We start from the raw sequence: 18,950 nt of genomic DNA on the forward strand, positions 1-18,950 counted from the left end.
AGGCTCTGGTGGCATCGCAAGAGACCGTCGATCACAAATACGTCTACGACTTCTCCGAGGGCAACAAGGACCTCAAGGACCTGCTCGGCGGAAAGGGCGCCAATCTCGCCGAGATGACCAACCTCGGCCTGCCGGTGCCCCCCGGCTTCACGATCACCACCGAGGCCTGCCAGGCGTACCTCGCGACCGGTCGGGAGCCCGACGGGCTCGCCGGTCAGATCGAGAGGCACCTGGAATCGTTGGAGCGCGCCATGGGCAAGCGCCTCGGCGACCCGCAGGACCCCCTGCTGGTGTCCGTCCGCTCCGGCGCGAAGTTCTCCATGCCCGGCATGATGGAGACCGTCCTGAACGTCGGCCTCAACGACCAGAGCGTGGAAGGTCTCGCGCGGCAGGCCGGCGGCGCGACCGGCCAGGCCGCCTCCGGCGGCGCGACCGGCCAGGCCGCCTCCGGCGGCGCGGACAGGTTCGCCTGGGATTCCTACCGGCGACTCATCCAGATGTTCGGCAAGACCGTCTGCGAGGTGCCGGGCGAGGAGTTCGAGCACGCCCTCGACGAGATCAAGAGCGCCAAGGGTACGCACAACGACCTGGATCTGGACGCCGACGACCTGCGCGGGCTGGTCGACGCGTACAAGAAGATCTTCCTGAAGCACACCGGCCGGGAGTTTCCGCAGCAGCCGCGCGAACAGCTCGACCTGGCCATCCGTGCCGTCTTCGAGTCGTGGAACGCCGAGCGCGCGGTGCTCTACCGCCGCCAGGAGCGGATCCCGGCCGACCTCGGCACCGCGGTCAACGTGGTGAGCATGGTGTTCGGCAACCTCGGCCCGGACTCCGGCACCGGCGTCGCGTTCACCCGCGACCCGGGGAGCGGGGCGCAGGGCATCTACGGCGACTACCTGGCCAACGCCCAGGGCGAGGACGTGGTCGCCGGCATCCGCAACACGGTGCCGTTGCAGGAGCTGGAGCAGCTGGACAAGTCGTCCTACGACGAGCTGCTCGGCATCATGGCCCGGCTTGAGGAGCACTACAAGGATCTCTGCGACATCGAGTTCACCATCGAGCGCGGCAAGCTGTGGATGTTGCAGACCCGGGTCGGCAAGCGCACGGCCGCCGCCGCGTTCGTCATCGCCGGGCAGCTCGTCGACGAGGGTCTGATCGACCTGGACGAGGCGCTGCACCGGGTCAACGGCGCGCAGCTCGCGCAGTTGATGTTCCCCCGTTTCCAGATCGACCACGAGTTCGAGGCGGTCGCCACGGGCATCGGCGCCTCGCCCGGTGCGGCGTCCGGCACGGTCGTCTTCACCTCGGCGCGGGCCGTGGAGCTGGCCGCCGAGGGGCAGTCGGTGATCCTGGTCCGCCGGGAGACCAACCCCGACGACCTGAACGGCATGATCGCCGCCCAGGGCATTCTCACCTCCCGTGGCGGCAAGACCAGCCACGCCGCCGTGGTGGCGCGAGGCATGGGCAAGACCTGCGTGTCCGGTGCCGACGCGATCGACGTGAACGTGCCGGCGAAGCGGTTCACCGTGGCCGGACAGACCGTCAACGAGGGTGACGTCGTCTCCATCGACGGCACCACCGGCAAGGTCTACCTCGGTGAGGTGCCGGTCATGCCGTCGGAGGTCGTGCAGTACTTCGAGGGCAGCCTCGACCCCGAGCACATCGACAACGCGCTGGTCCGGGCCGTACACCGGATCATGACGCACGCCGACGGGAAGCGGCGGCTCGCGGTCCGCACGAACGCCGACACGGGCGCGGACGCCGCGCGTGCCCGGCGTTTCGGCGCCGAGGGCATCGGGCTGTGCCGCACCGAGCACATGTTTCTCGGCGATCGGCGGGAGCTGGTCGAGCGGCTGATCCTGGCGCGGGCCGAGGGTGAGCGGGAGGCGGCGCTGGCGGCACTGCTGCCGTTGCAGCGGGACGATTTCGGGGAGATCTTCCGGGAGATGGACGGGCTGCCGGTCACGGTCCGGCTGATCGATCCGCCGCTGCACGAGTTCCTGCCGCCGTTGGAGCAGCTCGCGGTCAACGTGGCGGTCGCTCAGGAGCGCGGCGAGGACGTGGCCAAGGAGGAGGCGCTGCTCGCGGCCGTCCGCCGGATGCACGAGGAGAACCCGATGCTCGGGTTGCGGGGCGTCCGCCTCGGCCTGGTCATCCCGGGTCTGTTCGCGATGCAGGTGCGGGCCATCGCCGAGGCGGCCGTCGCCTGCGCCCGGGGCGGCGGGGTGGCCAAGCCGGAGATCATGGTGCCGCTGGTGGGTGCCGTGCAGGAGTTGGAGACCGTCCGCGCGGAGGCCGAGAAGATCATCGCCGAGGTGGTCGGGGACAGCGGCGTCGAGGTGCTGATCGGCACCATGATCGAGGTGCCCCGGGCGGCGCTGACCGCCGGGCAGATCGCCGAGGCGGCGCAGTTCTTCTCCTTCGGCACCAACGACCTGACCCAGATGGCCTGGGGCTTCTCCCGCGACGACGTCGAGGGCGCGTTCTTCTGGCGCTACCTGGAGTTGGGCATCTTCGGCATCTCACCGTTCGAGTCGATCGACCGCGACGGCGTCGGCCGGCTGGTGCGGATCGCCGCCGAGGAGGGCCGGGCGGCCCGCCCCGGGCTGAAGCTGGGTGTGTGCGGCGAGCACGGCGGCGACCCCGACTCGGTGCACTTCTTCCACGAGGTCGGGCTGGACTACGTGTCCTGCTCGCCGTTCCGGGTGCCGGTGGCGCGGCTGGAGGCCGGCCGGGCGGCCGTGGAGACCGGCGGGTCGGACAGCCGCTGACGTGGGCCGGCGGCGGACCGGGCGACCGGCCGCCGTCGGCACCGACGCTGAGATCGGCGGGCGACGCTCAGATCGGCGGGCGACGCCAGGTCGGTCGGGCCGAGCGGCGCAGCTGCGTGGGCAGGGTCGCCATCGGGGTACGCACGGCCAGCGGGGCGTGCGCGTCCGGAACGGGGGTGGCGCCGATCCCGCCGCCACGGGTGTCCAACACCGAACCGGCCCGGCGGGCCACCGCCCGAGCCTCCTCGTGCAGCGCCTCCAGGTCCTCTGTGGCCGACGCGGTGACCAGGGTCAGCAGGGCGGTGCGCCCCGCCGGGTAGGTCACCACGCAACCGGCGCTGGTGCGTACCACCGATTCCCGGAACTCGCCCCGGCGGACGGTGTCGGCCACCCGGTGGCCGAGCCCGAAACTGGCCGCGGCGAGCGCGGCGAGATGGGTGGCGTCGGTGCTGGGCAGGTCGCTGGAGATGAGCAGTCCGTCGGTGCCGGCCAGGACGGTGCCGGTGACCTCGGGGCGGCGTCGGCGCAGCCCGCGTAGTTCCGTTCCCACCACCGGGTCTGCGTCCACGAGATTGTCCCCTTACCGGTCGGGCTCTGCGCGTCGGTCGGCTGGTCACGTTCCGCGCTGGGAACGCTACCGGCGGCCACCCTCCGTCCGCGAGCCCGTAACCGTCGGCAATCGGTCGACAACTGCCGGCCGATCGGCGGTTGTGGACCCGCCACCGATGCGTCGCGGGCGGGTCGAGCGGGGTCGGCGGGCGTAACCTTGGCACGCTCGCACACGGCTGATTGCGTATGCCGGAGAACGGGAAGGGTGACTGAATGACCAGCGTCTGGGAGAGCCTCACCGTCGATGCCCGCGATCCGGCCCGGCTGGCCCGTTGGTGGGCCGAGGCGCTCGGCTATCAGATCGTCGCCGAGAAGCCGGGTGGCGTGGAGATCCGCCAGTCCGCGGACCGGTCTCCCGCTCTGTTCTTCGGTCTCGTGACCGAGGGCAAGGAGCGCAAGAACCGCCTGCACCTCGACCTGCGCCCCACCGATCGGGAGGCCGAGGTCGAGCGTCTGGTCGACATGGGCGCCCGGCACGTCGACATCGGCCAGGGCGACGTCGACTGGACGGTGCTGGCCGACCCCGAGGGCAACGAGTTCTGCGTCCTGCGTGAGCAGTGAGCAGTGAGCCGGACGCCCGGCTGGTCGGGGAGTCGCCCAAGGACACCGGGCACCGCCGGTCACCGTACGAGCGTGACCGTGCCCGGGTGCTGCACTCCGCGGCGTTTCGTCGGCTGGCCACCAAGACCCAGGTGCACACCGCCGGGACGGACGACTTCCTGCGTACCCGGCTGACGCACTCGCTGGAGGTGGCGCAGATCGCCCGGGAGATGGGTGCCCGGCTGGGCTGCGACCCGGACGTGGTGGACGTCGCCGGGCTCGCCCACGACCTCGGGCATCCGCCGTTCGGGCACAACGGCGAGGCGGCGTTGGACCTGCTCGCCACGCCCTGCGGTGGCTTCGAGGGCAACGCGCAGACGCTGCGGGTGCTGACCCGGCTGGAGGCGAAGGTGCTCGCCCCGGACGGCTCGTCCGCCGGCCTGAACCTGACCCGGGCATCGCTGGACGCCATCGGCAAGTACCCGTGGCCGCGCCGTCCCGGGCAGCGCAAGTTCGGGGTGTACGCCGACGACCGGGCCGTCTTCGACTGGATCCGGGCCGGTGCGCCCGGCGACCGGCGCTGCCTGGAGGCGCAGGTGATGGACTGGACCGACGACGTCGCGTACTCGGTGCACGACGTGGAGGACGGCATCCACGGCGGGTACGTCACGCTGCGCCCGCTGCTCGACGACGCCGACGAACGGGCGGCGCTCTGCGCCGACGTAGCCGCCACGTACTCCGGGGAGTCCGCCGCCGACCTGGCCGACGTGCTGGTCGCGTTGCTGTCCGACCCGCTGCTCGCCCCGCTCGCCGGCTACGACGGCAGTCACCGGGCCCAGGTGGCCCTGAAGGCCACCACCAGCGGGTTGACCGGCCGGTTCGTCTCCGCCGCGGTCGCTGCCACCGAGGAGCGCTTCGGCCCCGGCCCACACCTCCGTTACGCGGCCGATCTGGTGGTGCCGCGGCTGGTCCGGGCCCAGTGCGCCCTGCTCAAGGGCATCGCGTTGCGCTACGTGATGCGCCGTTCCGGCTTCCGGGGCCGCTACGAGCGGCAGCGCACGATGCTGGCCGAGTTGGTGGCCGCGCTGGTCCGGCGCGCGCCGGACGGGCTCGATCCGATCTTCGCGCCGCTGTGGCGGGCCGCGCCGGACGACGCCGCCCGCCTGCGGGTGGTGATCGACCAGGTCGCCTCGCTCACCGACCCGGCGGCGGTGACCTGGCACACCCGTCTGGTCGGCGACAGCGCATCGGGCGACTTAGGTTAACCTAACAATATGACGGTCACCTCGGTCCGGGTGCTGCGCACCGAGCGACCCACCCCGCATCTGATCCGGCTCGTCCTCGGTGGGGACGCGCTGGCCGATCTGCCGGTGGGAGAGTTCACCGACCACTACATCAAGCTGGTCTTCCCGCAGCCCGGCGTCGCGTACCCGCAGCCGCTGGACATGGCGGTGATCCGCCGGGACCTGCCCCGCGAGCAGTGGCCCCGGCTGCGCGCGTACACCGTGCGGCGCTGGGATCCGCTGGCCGAGGAGTTGACCGTCGACGTGGTGCACCACGGCGACGAGGGGCTCGCCGGGCCGTGGGCCGCCGCGCTGCGCCCCGGCGACCCGGTGCACTTCGTCGGCCCCGGCGGGGCGTACGCGCCGAGCCCGGACGCGGACTGGCACCTGCTGGTCGGTGACGAGAGCGCGCTGCCGGCCATCGGCGCCGCCCTGGAACGGCTGCCGCTCGGCGCCCCGGCCCACGTCTTCGTGGAGGTCGCCGACCCGGCGGACGAGCAGAAGCTGCTCAGCCCCGGTGCCGTCCAGCTCACCTGGCTGCACCGCGGCGGCCGCCCGGTGGGCGAGGCGCTGGTGACGGCGGTACGGGAGCTGGAGTTTCCGCCCGGGCAGGTGCACGCCTTCGTGCACGGCGAGGCGACCTTCGTGCGGGAGTTGCGCCGGCTGCTGCGCGCCGAGCGGGGCGTGCCCGCCGACCGGCTGTCCATCTCCGGTTACTGGCGGCGCGGCATGGACGACGAGGGGTGGCGCTCCACCAAGGCCGACTGGAACCGGCAGGTGGCGGCCGAGGAAACCTCCGCTCTTCCGGCTTGAGCGGGGGTCAGGCTTGCCGTTCGTCGAGGCCCGGGGCCGAACAGGGCAGCCCGATGGAGCGGGCAACGTCGAGCATCCGCCTGTCGTAGGTGACCAGGGCGGTCAGCGCCGGACCGATGATCTGCGCGCTGGCGACGTGAATGGCGTCGAGCGTCCTGACTCCGGCAGGCAGTAACGCAGCAGTGTCGCGCACCTCCTCGGTGAGGAGGATTTCGGTGAAGGTGCGCACGAGATCACTCATTGTGTCGGGAAAGTCGCCGACGCGGTCCAGCGTTCGGACGGTTTCCACGAAACCGATGGTGCTCGTCGCCATTGGCAGGCCGGGATGGGTGGCAAGGAAGTCCCGCAACTCGGACGCGTACGAGCGGCCCGAAACCAAGGTGATGATGGCGGACGCGTCGAGGTAGATCACCGTTCGTCCTCGGCTCGCTCGCCGAGAAGCTGGTCCAGCGGAGACATGTCGTCGGGTATGGCATATCGGGCAACGCGGTCGAGGTCGCTCGTGGTCGTGGCCTTGAGCTTGATCGCACCCTTGGCCACGAGCGGAGCGTACCGTCCCAGGGTGCCCGAGCCCGGCAGCAGCACGGCGATCACCTTGCCGTGTCTGGTCACCTCGATCGTCTCGCCTTGCTCGGCCCGGGCGAACATGCCACTCGGGTTGTACGAGAATTCGCGAACGGAGACACTGCTCATTCCTTCACCTCCCACATGTACCTACATGCTGCTCATCGTACCCACGTGAGTGCCAGGTGTGGCACGTTGAATGCCAGTAGAGGACCAGCCCGCAGAGCGTCCAGGCCACCACCGGGCGACGGTGGCCGCCACACCCGGCGTCCCCCGGCGGGCACGTCGTCGGTCCGGCAGGGCAGGATGTACGGCGAGGGGGTGGCGCATGGCTGGGCGGATCCGGGACGAGGACATCGCACTGGTCCGGGAACGCACCTCGATCGGGGATGTGATCTCCGAGACGGTCACCCTGAAGTCCGCCGGTGGCGGCAACCTCAAGGGTCTGTGCCCGTTCCACGACGAGAAGAGCCCGTCGTTCAACGTCTCCCCGGCCCGCAACGTCTGGTATTGCTTCGGCTGCGGCGCCGGTGGTGACGCGATCAAGTTCCTGATGGACGCCGACCACCTGAGTTTCGTCGAGTCCGTCGAGCGGCTGGCCGGCCGCGCCGGCATCCAGCTGCGCTACGTGGAGGACGACCGGGGCACCCCGCGTCCGCGTCCGCAGCAGGGCCAGCGGCAACGTCTGGTCGCCGCGCACGCCGCCGCCGTGGAGTTCTACCGGGCGCAGCTCAGCACCGCCGGTGCCCGGCCGGCCCGCGAGTTCCTGGCCCAGCGGGGCTTCGACCGGGCCGCCGCCGAGCGCTACGGCTGCGGGTTCGCGCCCGAGGGCTGGGATCCGCTCACCAAGCACCTGCGCCAGCAGGGCTTCACGCATCAGGAGCTGGTGACGGCCGGGTTGTCCCGGGAGGCCCGCTCCGGCACGCTGATCGACCGGTTCCGTCGCCGGCTGCTCTGGCCGATCCGCGACCTGGCCGGCGACGTGATCGGCTTCGGGGCGCGCAAGCTCTTCGACGACGACGACGGCCCGAAGTACCTGAACACCCCCGAGACGCCGATCTACAAGAAGTCGCACGTGCTCTACGGCATCGACCAGGCCAAACGGGAGATCGCCAAGCAGGGTCGGGCGGTGATCGTCGAGGGATACACCGACGTGATGGCCTGCCACCTGGCCGGCGTGACCACGGCGGTCGCGACGTGCGGCACCGCGTTCGGCGCGGACCACATCGGCGTGCTGCGCCGGCTCCTGCTGGACACCGACTCGGTGGCCGGCGAAATCATCTTCACCTTCGACGGTGACGCCGCCGGTCAGAAGGCCGCGCTGCGCGCCTTCTCCGACGACCAGCGCTTCGTCGGCCGGACGTTCATCGCGGTCAGCCCCGACAACATGGACCCGTGCGAGCTGCGGCTCGCCAAGGGCGACCTCGCGGTGCGCGACCTGGTCGCCCGGCGCGAGCCGCTTGTCGACTTCGCGCTGCGGCACGAGATCAGCCGCTTCGACCTGGACACCGTCGACGGCCGGGTCGAAGCGATGCGCCGGGCCGCGCCGCTGGTCGCGCAACTGAAGGACCGGGAAAAACGCCCCGAGTACGTCCGCAAGCTCGCCATGGACCTCGGCATGGAGATCGAGCCGGTGCAACGGGCGGTGCTCGCCGCCGCCAACACCCCGCCGTCCGGCGGCCGGGACGGCGCATCCGCCGCGCGGCCCGCCCCGGCCCGCCCCGAACCGGTCCTGGACAGCCCGCAGTCGATGGTCGAACGGGAGGCGCTGAAGCTCGCCCTCCAACAACCGGTGCTGGCCGGGCCGATGTTCGACGCGGTCGAGGCCACCGAATACCGCCACCCGGTGCACGTCGCGGTCCGCACGGCCATCGCGGCGGCCGGTGGGGCCGCGTCGGCGACGGGTGGCGCGGTCTGGATCGAGAAGGTCCGCGACTCCTGCGACGATCTGGCGTCGGCGGCGCTCGTCGGCGAGCTGGCCGTCGAGCCGGTGCGGATCGACGGCGAACCGGATCCGCGCTACGTGTCGATCACCATGGCACGGGTGCAGTTCGGGTCGGTGACCGCCCGCATCCGGGACCTCAAGTCCCGGATCCAACGCATCAACCCGGTGAACAACAGGGACGAGTACTTCGCCGCCTTCGGCGAGCTGCTGTCACTGGAGCAGCACGCCCGGGCGCTGCGCGAGCAGGCCGCGGGAGGGCTCTAGATGGGACTGTTCAGCCGCAAGCCGAAGCTGCCCCCGACCGACCGGCCGCCGTTGGCCGCCGACGAGCGGGTGCTCGCCTGGGCGGCGGCCGGCAACGGCGAGGGCGACGGCGTGGTGGTCGCCAGCAACCTCGGACTGTGGCTGCCCGGCCGGGGCCACCGCCTCGGCTGGCACGACATCCTCAAGGCGGTGTGGTCCGGTCGGGAGTTGACCGTCACTCCCACCGAACACGTCGCCGAACGCGACGGCTACGCGCTGGTCGCCGACGGCTCCGCCGAGACGTACCTGCTGCTCGACCCGGGTGAGCTGCCGCACCAGGTGCGGGCTCGGGTGACCCGCTCGGTCGCGTACACCGAACACCACCGACTGCCCGGCGGCGCGGCACGGGTCGCGGCCCGGCGGGTGGCCGGGGTCGACGGTCTGACCTGGACCGTCCGGCTCGACCCCGGCACCCCGGCGGACGACGTGGCCCTGCTCGCCGAGACCGACCATCTGGTCACCGTCGCCCGTGCCGCCACCGCACCGGTCGACGGCTGACCGGCCTCAGTTGGCGCCGAGATCCTTCAGCGCCTTGTCGGCGCCCCGGTGCAGCGGCACCGGCTCGGTCCGGCGGGCGGTCTCCAGGGAGATGCCCTTGGCCGCCGGGTTCCCCTGGGCCAGGGCGTCGCGCTTGTCGAACACCGTGCGGGTGATGGCGCAGGCGACGTTGGCGTCCAGATCCTTGCGCACCAGCAGCACGTTCGGCACCACGATGGTCGGTGTGTCGGTTGCCGTCCGGTAGGCGTCTCGGCCGATGGTGCCGGCCTGGTAGGCGGGGCTCAGCTCGGCCATCTTCGGCAGCAGGGGCGCGAGGTCGACGAGTCTGACCTTGTCGCCGGCCGTGGTGAACAGGTCGGTCAGGCCACCGGTGGGCAGGCCACCGGACCAGAAGAACCCGTCGACGCTGCCGTCCTTGACGCCCTCGACCGTCTTGGTCAGGTCGAGCCGCTGCGCCTTGACGTCCTTGGCCGGGTCGAGGCCGGCGGCCTTCAACAGCCGATTGGCGATGACCTCGGTGCCGGACTTCGGGGAACCGGTGGAGATCCGCTTGCCCCGCATCCCGGCCACCGAGGTGATCCCGGAGTCGGTGCGCACCACCACCTGCGTGTAGTTATCTTCGATGCGGGTGAGCGCCTCGACCGGCTGCGGCGCGCTGAAGCTGCCCTTGCCCTCGACCGCGTTGACCGCCGTGTCGAACAGCGAGAACGCCACGTCGTACGCGCCGCCGACCAGCAGCGCCGCCGCCTGCGGCCCGAGGCCGGTCTTCGTGGTGGTCGCCGTGATGATGCCGGCGGCGGCACAGACGGCGGTCACCGCGAGCACGCCGCGTACGCCGGTGACGAGTGCGGTCACCAGCCGGGCCGGGGTGAGCCGGTACGTCCGGTCCGCCGTGCGGGTCCAGGAAGGACAGCGCGACCGCCAGGAGGGTGGCGAAGACGACCGCCCTGGTCGCGGACACCCCCACGGCGAGGAACACGATGATGGCGACCAGCGAGGCGAAGTGGTAGCCGAACCGGGCCAGCAGACGCCACGGCGAGCCGACGTCGATCACCACCGGCCGTACGCCGGAGCGCCGGGCGTCGATCTCCACGGAGAGCAGGATGCCGAGGTAGTAGAGCACCGTGGCCCAGCCCAGCACCTGCAGGTACGACACGCCCAGGTACTCGGCGATGATGAACGCCGCCGCCCCCAGCGTCGGTGGCGACAGGATCGCGCCGACGCCGGCGGCGGCCAACATGCCCCCGGCCCGCTTCGGGGGGTAACCGGCGCGGCGCAACAGCGGCCAGGTCACCGCGCCGATGCTCACCGTCGTCGCCGCGCCGAACCCGGAGACGGTAAGACCCGCCGGGCGCGATCCGATCGGTGACTCGCGGTATCGAGTCGAAGGGCTGCCTGCCGCACCAATTAGCGCGGCAGGCAGCTCTTCAATTCGGGGTGCGGCTCACCGACGGACCCGGCGTCGCTCTGGTCTCGACAGACCAGCTCACAGCCCCGCGCAGCGACAACGCAAAGACCCTGACGTCCCGGGAGAGTCATCAATCGAGATGCCGCGCATTACAATCACCGGCGGGAAGGATGTTGAGCCGGATTTGGGTTAGAGCCAGAGCCTGATCCGCCGCGGTGGAGGTGGGGCAGGTTTGCAGGGGAACCCTGACCCGCAGTGGAATGACTTCCTGCGGACATCACACCACAATCTCCAAACGCTCCAAGTGCTGCTGCTGCCGAGAACAGTTCGTTCATACCCCTGTGAAGATCCATGTCTTGACTCGTATACAACGGAGTGCTGTTCGCCAGCCTATTCCAGTCAGCCAACTTTACATTTTGACTACACCAGATCAGTTGGGGTTTTGAGTGCTCCGCAGAGTACTGAAATCGGAAACCGCGCTTCTCCATAGCCGCAATTTCGTCCAGATTTTCAACTCCGCCCCTCCCGAAGCGCCAAATTCTTGAATAAAGGTGTTTGTCAGTTGTGGGCGACGGCATGTTAGTTCCGTTCTCGGCTTGCCATTTGTCGATCTCCGATATCATCAGTGCAACGTGCGGTCGCATTGCATCCCTCTCGTGACCATGTAGTGACTCGTCGTTCACGGCTGCTGCAGCGTTGCAGCGCCACCGTTGGGTCGGTGACAAGATTTTCTTTCTTGTAAGGAACGCGAAAATGGCCCTCCAGGTTCATGCCAGGTCGCGGGTCGCCCGTTCGGCGCTGCTCGGCTCGGTGCTGCCGGGCGGGGTTGGTTCGGCTGGGGCTCGCGGTCGGGGTGGCGCGTCCTCGGTGCCCGCGGCCGGCCCGCCGACGGGAGAGTTGCCTGGTCGGACGGGTGGCGACGAACCATCGGGCGAGCTGATGGGCGACACAAAGGGACGATGCACGTCGATCGGTCGACCGGTGGGGCATCGACCGGCGTTTCGGTGGCGGTGCCCGGGCGGCAGCGCGTCCGGCTGGTCGCGGGAGCGTATGTGCGTGGAGCGCTGTCGGACCCGGCGGTTAGGGTCGGGCGGTGACTTCGGGGCGATCACTGATTGAGGCTCGCGGGCTGGTGAAGCGGTTCGGCGACTTCACCGCCGTGGCCGGCATCGACGTCGAGGTGCGCTCGGGGGAGGCGTTCGGCTTCCTCGGGCCCAACGGCGCCGGCAAGTCCTCCACCATGCGGATGGTCGGCTGCATCTCCCCACCGAGCGGCGGCGAGCTGCGCATCCTCGGCATGGATCCGGTGGTCGACGGGCCGGCGATCCGGGCCCGGCTCGGCGTGTGCCCACAGTTGGACAATCTCGACCCGGAGCTGACCGTCCGGGAAAACCTGACGGTGTACGCCCGCTACTTCGGCATCGCGCGTCGGGCGGCCCGCGAGCGGGCCGACGAGCTGCTCGACTTCGTCCAGCTCAGCGAGCGCGCCGACAGCAAGGTCGAGCCGCTCTCCGGTGGGATGAAGCGCCGGCTGACCATCGCCCGAGCGCTGGTCAACGATCCCGAGATCGTGCTGCTCGACGAGCCGACCACCGGCCTGGATCCGCAGGCCCGGCACCTGGTGTGGGAGCGACTGTTCCGGCTCAAGCAGCAGGGCGTCACGCTGGTGCTCACCACCCACTACATGGACGAGGCCGAGCAGCTCTGCGACCGGCTGGTGGTGATGGACGGCGGGCGGATCGTCGCCGAGGGCTCGCCCCGAGCGCTCATCGAGCAGCACTCCACCCGCGAGGTGGTCGAGCTGCGCTTCGCCGCCGAGTCGCAGGAGCCGTTCGCCGGCAAGCTCGACGGGCTGGGGGAGCGGGTGGAGGTGCTGCCCGACCGGGTCCTGCTCTACGTGCCCGACGGCGACGCGGCGGTCGCCGAGGTCTCCGCGTTGGGGCTCAACCCGGCGAACGTGCTGGTGCGGCGCAGTGGCCTGGAGGACGTCTTCCTGCACCTGACCGGCCGCACCCTGGTCGACTGACCGCACCGCCGGGCTGATCGTTGGCAGTTCAGCCACCACATCCCCGGCGTGTCGTACCGCTGAGCTGCCAACGATCACCGCTCATCGCGTCCTGGCCCAGGTGAGGAAACGGTCGGTCAGCCCGTCGTGCCCGGCGAGGTCCCCGGTCGCCTCGTCGAGCAGCGTGGCGAGGTAGATGAGCAGGCCGATCCGGTTCTCGCGGTATTCGCCCAGCAACGCCAGGCGGGCCGGCGAGCAGGGCCACGCGGCGCCGCAGACCCGGCAACGCCAGGACGGGCGCGCCGCCACGTGCGGACGGTAGCGGGGCATCGGAGCCTCCCATGGTCGTGAGCCGGCCGGGCGAGTCGTACCGGGGTGGGTGGGAGCGCCCCGGATCGGGGGTCACGGGGCGCTCCCGGCCTGGTTCCGCCCGTCGTCCGATCCCGTGAGCGGTCCCGCTGCGTGACAGTCTGCTGAGCAGCCGACTACCGTGGGAGGTTCCGCGCGCCGACGACCAGCGCGTACGGCGATCGGCCCGGCGCGGTACGGGAATGTACGGAGGCTGTCCGTGGAGAGTTCGTCCATGCTGGAGCACTTCGCGGAGGAGCTACGGCTGGCCCGGGCCACCAGTGGCATGTCCCAGGCGGCGTTGGCCGAGGCGTTGAGCTATTCCGGGGCGCTGGTCGCCAAGGTGGAGACCTCCGAGCGTCGACCGAGTCTGGACTTCGCGCGGCGGTGTGACGCGGTGTTCGCGGCCGACGGGCGGTTCGAGCGCATCCAGCGGCGGATCAGCCGGGAGGCCGTGGTGCCCTGGTTCCGTGACTGGGCCGGCATCGAGCAGGAAACCACCGCGCTCCGCTCGTTCGAGCCGCTGTGTGTGCCGGGCCTGTTGCAGACCGAGGGGTACGCGCGCGCGTTGATGACCGGTGGCGGGCTGTTCGCGCAGGACGAGATCGAGCAACAGGTGACGACCCGACTGGACCGTCAGGGACTTCTGACCCGTGACCGGCCTCCGCTGATCACTGCCGTGATCGACGAGCACGTGCTGCGTCGGACTGTCGGTGGGCCTGGAGTCATGCGGGAGCAGATTCAGCACCTCGTGAAACTCGGCTCGGCGTTCCCCAGGGTCCGTATCCACGTAGTGCCGACCCATGTCGGTGCTTACGCTGGGCTCGGGGGGCCGTTCGTAATAGCGAGTTCGCCGCAGGGGGAGGATCTCGTCTACCTCGCCGGCCAGCGCCACGGGCAGGTCATCGACCGCGTCGAGTACGTCCGTCAGATGGTCGAGGTGTGGGAGTCGATCCGGGGTGAGGCACTATCGCACCGGCAGTCCCTGGACCTGATGGCGGAAGTGGCGGAGACATGGATCTAACCGGCGCCCGGTGGCGCAAGAGCATCCGTAGCGGCCCGGACGGCGGCAACTGTGTGGAGGTTGCCGACAACCTGCCTGGGCTGGTGGCCGTTCGCGACTCGAAGGATCCGGGCGGTCCGGTGCTGGTCTTCGCGCCCGACGCCTGGCGCGCTTTCGTCGGGCCCGGTGCCGTCCGCCAGTTGTAGCGGCAGCGCTCCTCGGAGATCTTGGTACGAAAGTGCCCCTCCAGGGGCAGTGTCGTACCAAGATTTCGGCCCCGCCCACTCGGACCGGGTCATGATCAAATCAGGATCGCCGATCTCGGGGTGTCCCGCTGCGGACACCCCGTTTGCAGTGACCCGAGCCGATCAGTGCGCCCGAAACCCGGACGACACGTCGACGGGGTCGCCGTAGGGTGACCGGCGGTCTGTCGTACCCCGGGGGTAGACAGGTCGGGGACGGGGGGTGGTCGTGGTGAGCGTTGTGCAGCGGGCGCGGGTCCCGTGGGTGCCGGCGTGGGCCGTGTTCGAGCACTACCTGGTCGGTCTGCGGCGCACGTGGCGGGCGGGGGTGTTCTCCTCGTTCCTGCTGCCGGTGCTGACCGTGCTGGGCTTCGGGTTCGGCGTCGGCGCGTACATCGACCAGGGTGTCGGCGGAGTGCGTTACCTCGACTGGCTGGTCCCGGGGCTGATCGCGTCGACCGCGCTCCAGGTGGCCGTGGGCGATTCGACGTGGCCGGTGTTCAGCAACTTCCGGTGGGTCAAGACCTACTTCGCGCAGGGCGCGTCGCCGCTGCGGGTGGGCGACATCGTCGCCGGGCACCTGGCGTTCGTGCTGTTCCGGGTGCTCACCACGATCGCGGCGTTCCTGCTGGTGACCGGGCTGTTCGGGGCGCTGCGCTCACCGTGGGCGGTGGCCGCCCTGCCGGTGGTCGCGCTGCTCGGGCTCGCCGTGGCCGCGCCGACCTTCGCGTACGCGGCGTCGGTGTCCAGCGACAGTTGGTTGGCGATGCTGTTCCGGTTCGCGGTCATCCCGATGACGCTGTTCGCCGGGGTGTTCTTCCCGGTCGAGTCGCTGCCCGAGGCGTTGCGCTGGCTGGCGTACGCGACGCCGCTGTGGCACGCCGTCGACCTGTGCCGGGCCGCCACGCTCGGCGTCGCACCGCAGTGGTCGATCGTCGGGCACCTGCTCTACCTGGCCGCCTGGGCGGTCGCCGGGTGGCTGCTGGCGCTGCGCGCGTTCCGTCGCAAGCTCGTCGTCTAGGGAGGGTTCGTGCTCACGCTGGTCCTGCCCCGGCTGGTCGACGTCTCCGCCGCGTCCCGGCGGTCGGTGTCGGTGGTCGAACGCAACGTCGCGGCGTTGAAGTCGGTCTACTGGCTGTTGCTGCTCTCCGGCTTCGTGGAGCCGCTGCTCTACCTGCTCTCCATCGGGATCGGTGTCGGGGCGCTGGTCGGTGACCTGCCGTTGCCCGACGGGCGGCTGGTCTCGTACGCCGAGTTCGTGGCCCCGGCGATGCTCGCCTCGTCGGCGATGACCGGGGCGCTGGCGGAGACCACGTTCAACTTCTTCGGCAAATTCAAGTACATGAAGCTGTACGACGGGATGATCGCCACCCCGGTGCGGCCGTTCGAGATCGCCCTCGGGGAGCTGGGCTGGGCGATGCTGCGGGGCAGCGCGTACTCGGCGGCGTTCCTCGCGGTGATGGTCGCGTTCGACCTGACCACTGTGGTCCGGGCGCTGACCGCTCTGCCGGCGGCGGTGCTGGTCGGGTTCGCGTTCGGCGCGCTCGGCATGGCGGTGTCCACCTTCATGCGCAGTTGGCAGGATTTCGACCTGATGGGCTCGGCGCAGTTCACCCTGTTCCTGTTCTCCGGCACGTTCGTGCCGGCGCAGGCGTACCCGATGCTGCTGCACTGGCTGATCGAGGTCACTCCGCTGTACCGGTCGGTGCACCTGATCCGCGACGTGACCCTCGGCGTCGGTGGGTGGGCGTGGCTGCTCGACGTGCTCTACCTGCTGGTGCTGGTGGGGGTCGGCCTGCGGGTGGCGTCGCGACGGATGGGCAGGTTGCTCTACCCGTAGTGGTTACGCGCCGTCGTCGACGGGGCATGTCGGAGGTGACGACACCGACGATGAGGAGGGGCGATGGCCTCGGACGAGTCTTCCGCCCACCAGGCCCGTGAACGCGACGACGCCAGCGCGCCGGTCGGCCCCGACGCCGGCCCGGACAGCCCCACCGACCTGCCCGGCAGTGGCTGGAAGGCGGCGATGCGCCGCACGGTTTCCGAATTCCAGGACGACAGCCTGACCGACTGGGCAGCGGCGCTGACCTACTACGGCGTGCTGTCCATCTTCCCGGGCCTGCTGGTGTTGATCTCCATCCTCGGCCTGCTCGGCACGAGTGCCACCAACGGCGTGCGGGACACCGTGAACCAGGCGGTGCCGGCCGGCAGCATCCGGCAGATCATCACCGACGCGATCGGCACGGCGCAGGACAACGGCGGCCTGGCCAGTGTCGCGGCGATCATCGGTCTGGTGGCCGCGTTCTGGTCGGCGTCCGGCTACATCGGCGCGTTCATGCGCGCCTCGAACACTATCTACGACGTGCCCGAGGGCCGGCCGATCTGGAAGACGCTGCCGATCCGGCTCGGCGTGACCGCGGTGATCGGGGTGCTGCTGCTCGCCGCCGCGGTGATCGTGGTCTTCACCGGTCGCCTCGCCGAATCGGTCGGTGACGTGATCGGGCTCGGCGCGACGGCGGTCACGGTGTGGGACGTCGCGAAGTGGCCGGTGCTGCTGATCATCGTCAGCCTGATGTTCGCCATCCTCTACTGGGCCTCGCCGAACGCGCGGCACGGCGGTTTCCGCTGGGTCAGCCCGGGTGGGGTGCTGGCCGTGGTGATCTGGCTGGTGATCTCCGGTCTGTTCGCCCTCTACGTGAGCAACTTCGGCTCGTACAACAAGACGTACGGGGCGCTGGCCGGGGTGATCATCTTCCTGATCTGGCTCTGGCTGAGCAACATCGCGATCCTGCTGGGCGCCGAGTTCGACGCGGAACTGGAGCGCGGCCGTGCCATCTCGGCCGGTCACGCGGTCGACGACGAGCCGTACGTCGAGCTGCGCGACGACCGCAAGCTGCGGAAGACCCGCCGGGCGCAATCCGATCGGTGACTCGCGTTATCGAGTCGAAGGGGCTGCCTGCCGCACCAATTAGCGCGGCAGGCAGCCCTTCAATTCGGGGTGCGGCTCACCAACGGACCCGGCGTCGCTCTGGTCTCGACTCGGGCACCTATTCAGTCACAAAAAAACCAGCCAATGCTTTTTGCACTTTGCGCTCCTTCGCGTCAAGCGCCAACCTCAGGGCTATTGCGTAGTCCGTCTGCGCAGGTCAACTCCAGCGCAGCCCCTGTCCTGGTGGTCCCGGTCCATTGGCCTGCGGAGCTACGGGGCCTTCGGTCGCACCACTTCTGCTTCGGTGCCCAGCCGAGCCGACCACCTGCACCGGACGGTTGACCGCGAGTTCCCGCAGGTCAGCCGGCACTCAAGCGATTACGCAATAGCCCTGGTCGCGCAATCAACCCTTATGCGTTGCTGAGATCACTTCGGTCCTCGGCGGCCCTGGCCACCTGGCGCATGGCCAGCGAAAGTCGTCGCAGCGGTCGACGCTGGAAGAATAGCATTCGGCCAAAGATAGTGAGATTTTGCGATCGTAGTTTTGGTGTCGTCAGGTAAAGAGTTAAAGATGTGCGGACTATCCCTCGCGTTAAGTATATTCTGCATCAAATAGCCATTAACTTGGATCCTTTTCGCGAACTCTTTAAGGCTAATTCCTGAATCCGCGAAACTGATCAGCTGCGCTTTCCACCATTCGTCACTTCCGCGCCTTTCCGACGCCTGGGGTGTGACCTGCTGCTGCCTGTACTGACTCGAACTAATGCTGGCCATCTGCGCCATCTGTGCGGGTGCCTGTGGCAAGTGGCCTGGTGGGGGGTAATTGGCTGCTCGGCGGGCAGCAAGAAATTCCTCAAACTGCGTAGGGCGATTGTTTCGAGTGTTGTAGATATAGTCTATCAACATTGCTACATTTACATTGTTTTGCCACTCCGTGCAGGACGTCTTCAGTTCCTCGGTCTGCTCCCGGAAGGCGGAGTGCATTGGGTTGGTCGCAGTCTCTCTCACCAACCTTACCCATTCGTTCAGATGTTGGTCTTCGGCCGCGAGAAGGTTCCTCGCGGTGGCTTTAGCGGCCATTTCAAGTTGAGTGATGTTATGATGCAGGCCGCGCCCTGGCGAACTAATGTGCGTGGGATCCACTTCAAACCGTCCAATCATCTAGGATATTGGCCACTCATAAGGTAACGAAGGGCGACTGCCGCTGGTTCATGGAGTGCCCGAATCCCTTACGCCGGGGTTCCGCAGACAGGGCTATTGCGTAGTCCGTTTGCGCAGGTCAGCACCAGCGCAGCCCCCGTCGTGCAGGGCTATTGCGTTCTGGGGTAACTGCTGGTCACAGCGGTTATGAGGTCGTGTGAGCGACGGTCGGCGCGTCGGTTGGCGCGGGCGATGTTGGGTTCGCCGTGGATGTGGTGCCAGCCGATTGCGGTGTTACGCAGGGTGGCCATGACGGCGGGTCCGGTGCCGGTGCGGGCCTGGTGAAGATCTTCACGGAACGTCACATCTCGCACGTTGTGGACCTGGTTTTCGATCAGCCATTCCGCTCTTGCCCATTTCTGCAGGTCAGCAACACGGCGCCGTCTTCGAGGCGCAGCATGGTGCGCGAAGATTCGGTGCTGGTTGGTGGTTGCGGTCCGCCGGTGTTCGGGTGGATCGTGATGGGGTTCGTCGTGGTCGACTCCGAAT

18 protein-coding genes and 2 pseudogenes are annotated in these 18,950 nt (G+C 69.4%); 13 read left to right on the plus strand and 7 right to left on the minus strand.

All coding sequences use genetic code 11. The features are described from left to right. Positions 1-8 precede the first annotated feature (8 nt). On the plus strand, positions 9-2,771 hold the full coding sequence (ppdK, locus tag F8271_RS08350; RefSeq protein ID WP_151489114.1) for a pyruvate, phosphate dikinase: 2,763 nt from the start codon (positions 9-11) through the stop codon (positions 2,769-2,771). 67 nt (positions 2,772-2,838) lie between these two features. Here the strand turns inward: ppdK and F8271_RS08355 are convergent, their stop codons facing one another. After that, entirely contained in the window at positions 2,839-3,339 is a 501-nt protein-coding gene (locus F8271_RS08355; RefSeq protein WP_151489115.1) for a roadblock/LC7 domain-containing protein, read from the minus strand. 254 nt (positions 3,340-3,593) lie between these two features. Between F8271_RS08355 and F8271_RS08360 the strand changes: the two genes are divergently transcribed. Genes F8271_RS08360 through F8271_RS08370 form a run of 3 tightly spaced genes read left to right on the plus strand, consistent with a single transcriptional unit; the run spans position 3,594 to position 6,016 of the window. Continuing rightward, positions 3,594-3,941: a VOC family protein gene (locus tag F8271_RS08360; protein ID WP_151489116.1), complete on the plus strand. Its 348-nt coding sequence runs from the start codon at positions 3,594-3,596 to the stop codon at positions 3,939-3,941. Continuing rightward, positions 3,938-5,185: a deoxyguanosinetriphosphate triphosphohydrolase gene (locus F8271_RS08365; protein ID WP_151489117.1), complete on the plus strand. Its 1,248-nt coding sequence runs from the start codon at positions 3,938-3,940 to the stop codon at positions 5,183-5,185. Before F8271_RS08360 ends, F8271_RS08365 begins: the two co-directional genes overlap by 4 nt. A 9-nt stretch (positions 5,186-5,194) precedes the next feature. Next, positions 5,195-6,016: a siderophore-interacting protein gene (locus tag F8271_RS08370; RefSeq protein WP_151489118.1), complete on the plus strand. Its 822-nt coding sequence runs from the start codon at positions 5,195-5,197 to the stop codon at positions 6,014-6,016. A gap of 7 nt (positions 6,017-6,023) precedes the next feature. Here F8271_RS08370 and F8271_RS08375 read toward each other — a convergent pair whose 3' ends face one another. After that, positions 6,024-6,428 (minus strand): type II toxin-antitoxin system VapC family toxin, encoded by a 405-nt coding sequence (locus F8271_RS08375; RefSeq protein ID WP_151489119.1) that lies wholly within the window; start codon positions 6,426-6,428, stop codon positions 6,024-6,026. Next, positions 6,425-6,709 (minus strand): type II toxin-antitoxin system Phd/YefM family antitoxin, encoded by a 285-nt coding sequence (locus F8271_RS08380; RefSeq protein ID WP_151489120.1) that lies wholly within the window; start codon positions 6,707-6,709, stop codon positions 6,425-6,427. The genes F8271_RS08375 and F8271_RS08380 overlap by 4 nt, the downstream gene beginning before the upstream one ends. 177 nt (positions 6,710-6,886) lie before the next feature. Between F8271_RS08380 and dnaG the strand changes: the two are divergent. Beyond that, positions 6,887-8,789, plus strand: a pseudogene (gene dnaG, locus F8271_RS08385) (DNA primase). Continuing rightward, complete coding sequence (locus F8271_RS08390; RefSeq protein ID WP_151489122.1) at positions 8,790-9,326, plus strand: hypothetical protein; 537 nt, start codon at positions 8,790-8,792, stop codon at positions 9,324-9,326. A gap of 6 nt (positions 9,327-9,332) precedes the next feature. On the opposite strand, the gene F8271_RS08395 is transcribed toward F8271_RS08390, so the two are convergent. Continuing rightward, positions 9,333-10,142 carry a TAXI family TRAP transporter solute-binding subunit gene (locus F8271_RS08395; protein WP_225854263.1) on the minus strand — a complete coding sequence of 270 codons (810 nt, stop codon included), beginning with the start codon at positions 10,140-10,142 and terminating at the stop codon, positions 9,333-9,335. A gap of 148 nt (positions 10,143-10,290) precedes the next feature. Continuing rightward, a pseudogene (locus tag F8271_RS32255) lies at positions 10,291-10,635 on the minus strand (TRAP transporter large permease subunit); the annotation flags it as partial. Positions 10,636-11,827: 1,192 nt separating this feature from the next. Here F8271_RS32255 and F8271_RS08405 point away from each other — a divergent pair. Next, complete coding sequence (locus F8271_RS08405; RefSeq protein ID WP_151489124.1) at positions 11,828-12,760, plus strand: ABC transporter ATP-binding protein; 933 nt, start codon at positions 11,828-11,830, stop codon at positions 12,758-12,760. 81 nt (positions 12,761-12,841) lie between these two features. Here F8271_RS08405 and F8271_RS08410 read toward each other — a convergent pair whose 3' ends face one another. Further along, positions 12,842-13,069, minus strand: a complete 228-nt coding sequence (locus F8271_RS08410; RefSeq protein WP_151489125.1) for a flavin reductase — start codon at positions 13,067-13,069, stop codon at positions 12,842-12,844. A 238-nt stretch (positions 13,070-13,307) separates the two neighbouring features. Here F8271_RS08410 and F8271_RS08415 point away from each other — a divergent pair, with 238 nt between their 5' ends. The 5 genes from F8271_RS08415 (at position 13,308) to F8271_RS08435 (ending at position 17,261) form a co-directional block, all read left to right on the plus strand. Further along, positions 13,308-14,111 carry a helix-turn-helix transcriptional regulator gene (locus F8271_RS08415; RefSeq protein ID WP_225854265.1) on the plus strand — a complete coding sequence of 268 codons (804 nt, stop codon included), beginning with the start codon at positions 13,308-13,310 and terminating at the stop codon, positions 14,109-14,111. Continuing rightward, a complete protein-coding gene (locus F8271_RS08420; protein WP_151489126.1) occupies positions 14,102-14,296 on the plus strand; it encodes a DUF397 domain-containing protein in 195 nt (64 codons plus the stop codon). The genes F8271_RS08415 and F8271_RS08420 overlap by 10 nt, the downstream gene beginning before the upstream one ends. A 268-nt stretch (positions 14,297-14,564) precedes the next feature. Then, positions 14,565-15,353 carry an ABC transporter permease gene (locus F8271_RS08425; protein WP_370461884.1) on the plus strand — a complete coding sequence of 263 codons (789 nt, stop codon included), beginning with the start codon at positions 14,565-14,567 and terminating at the stop codon, positions 15,351-15,353. A gap of 9 nt (positions 15,354-15,362) precedes the next feature. Then, on the plus strand, positions 15,363-16,172 hold the full coding sequence (locus tag F8271_RS08430; protein ID WP_151489128.1) for an ABC transporter permease: 810 nt from the start codon (positions 15,363-15,365) through the stop codon (positions 16,170-16,172). A 63-nt stretch (positions 16,173-16,235) separates the two neighbouring features. After that, positions 16,236-17,261 (plus strand): YihY/virulence factor BrkB family protein, encoded by a 1,026-nt coding sequence (locus F8271_RS08435; protein ID WP_151489129.1) that lies wholly within the window; start codon positions 16,236-16,238, stop codon positions 17,259-17,261. Positions 17,262-17,687: 426 nt separating this feature from the next. Here F8271_RS08435 and F8271_RS08440 read toward each other — a convergent pair whose 3' ends face one another. Then, positions 17,688-18,422, minus strand: coding sequence for a hypothetical protein (locus F8271_RS08440; protein ID WP_151489130.1), 735 nt, complete (start codon positions 18,420-18,422; stop codon positions 17,688-17,690). Between the two features lie 320 nt (positions 18,423-18,742). Between F8271_RS08440 and F8271_RS33035 the strand changes: the two genes are divergently transcribed. Further along, a partial coding sequence (locus F8271_RS33035) for a hypothetical protein (protein WP_225854267.1) occupies positions 18,743-18,950 on the plus strand: 208 nt, incomplete at its 3' end.

Source organism: Micromonospora sp. ALFpr18c, assembly GCF_008868155.1.
Classification (GTDB): domain Bacteria; phylum Actinomycetota; class Actinomycetes; order Mycobacteriales; family Micromonosporaceae; genus Micromonospora.

Coding starts and splice junctions, on each gene's coding strand:
- F8271_RS08420 (WP_151489126.1), top strand. CDS start 14,102: ATGGATCTAACCGGCGCCCGGTGGCGCAAGAGCATCCGTAGCGGCCCG.
- F8271_RS08440 (WP_151489130.1), bottom strand. CDS start 18,422: ATGATTGGACGGTTTGAAGTGGATCCCACGCACATTAGTTCGCCAGGG.
- F8271_RS08390 (WP_151489122.1), top strand. CDS start 8,790: ATGGGACTGTTCAGCCGCAAGCCGAAGCTGCCCCCGACCGACCGGCCG.
- F8271_RS08410 (WP_151489125.1), bottom strand. CDS start 13,069: ATGCCCCGCTACCGTCCGCACGTGGCGGCGCGCCCGTCCTGGCGTTGC.
- F8271_RS08360 (WP_151489116.1), top strand. CDS start 3,594: ATGACCAGCGTCTGGGAGAGCCTCACCGTCGATGCCCGCGATCCGGCC.
- F8271_RS08380 (WP_151489120.1), bottom strand. CDS start 6,709: ATGAGCAGTGTCTCCGTTCGCGAATTCTCGTACAACCCGAGTGGCATG.
- F8271_RS08370 (WP_151489118.1), top strand. CDS start 5,195: ATGACGGTCACCTCGGTCCGGGTGCTGCGCACCGAGCGACCCACCCCG.
- F8271_RS08435 (WP_151489129.1), top strand. CDS start 16,236: ATGGCCTCGGACGAGTCTTCCGCCCACCAGGCCCGTGAACGCGACGAC.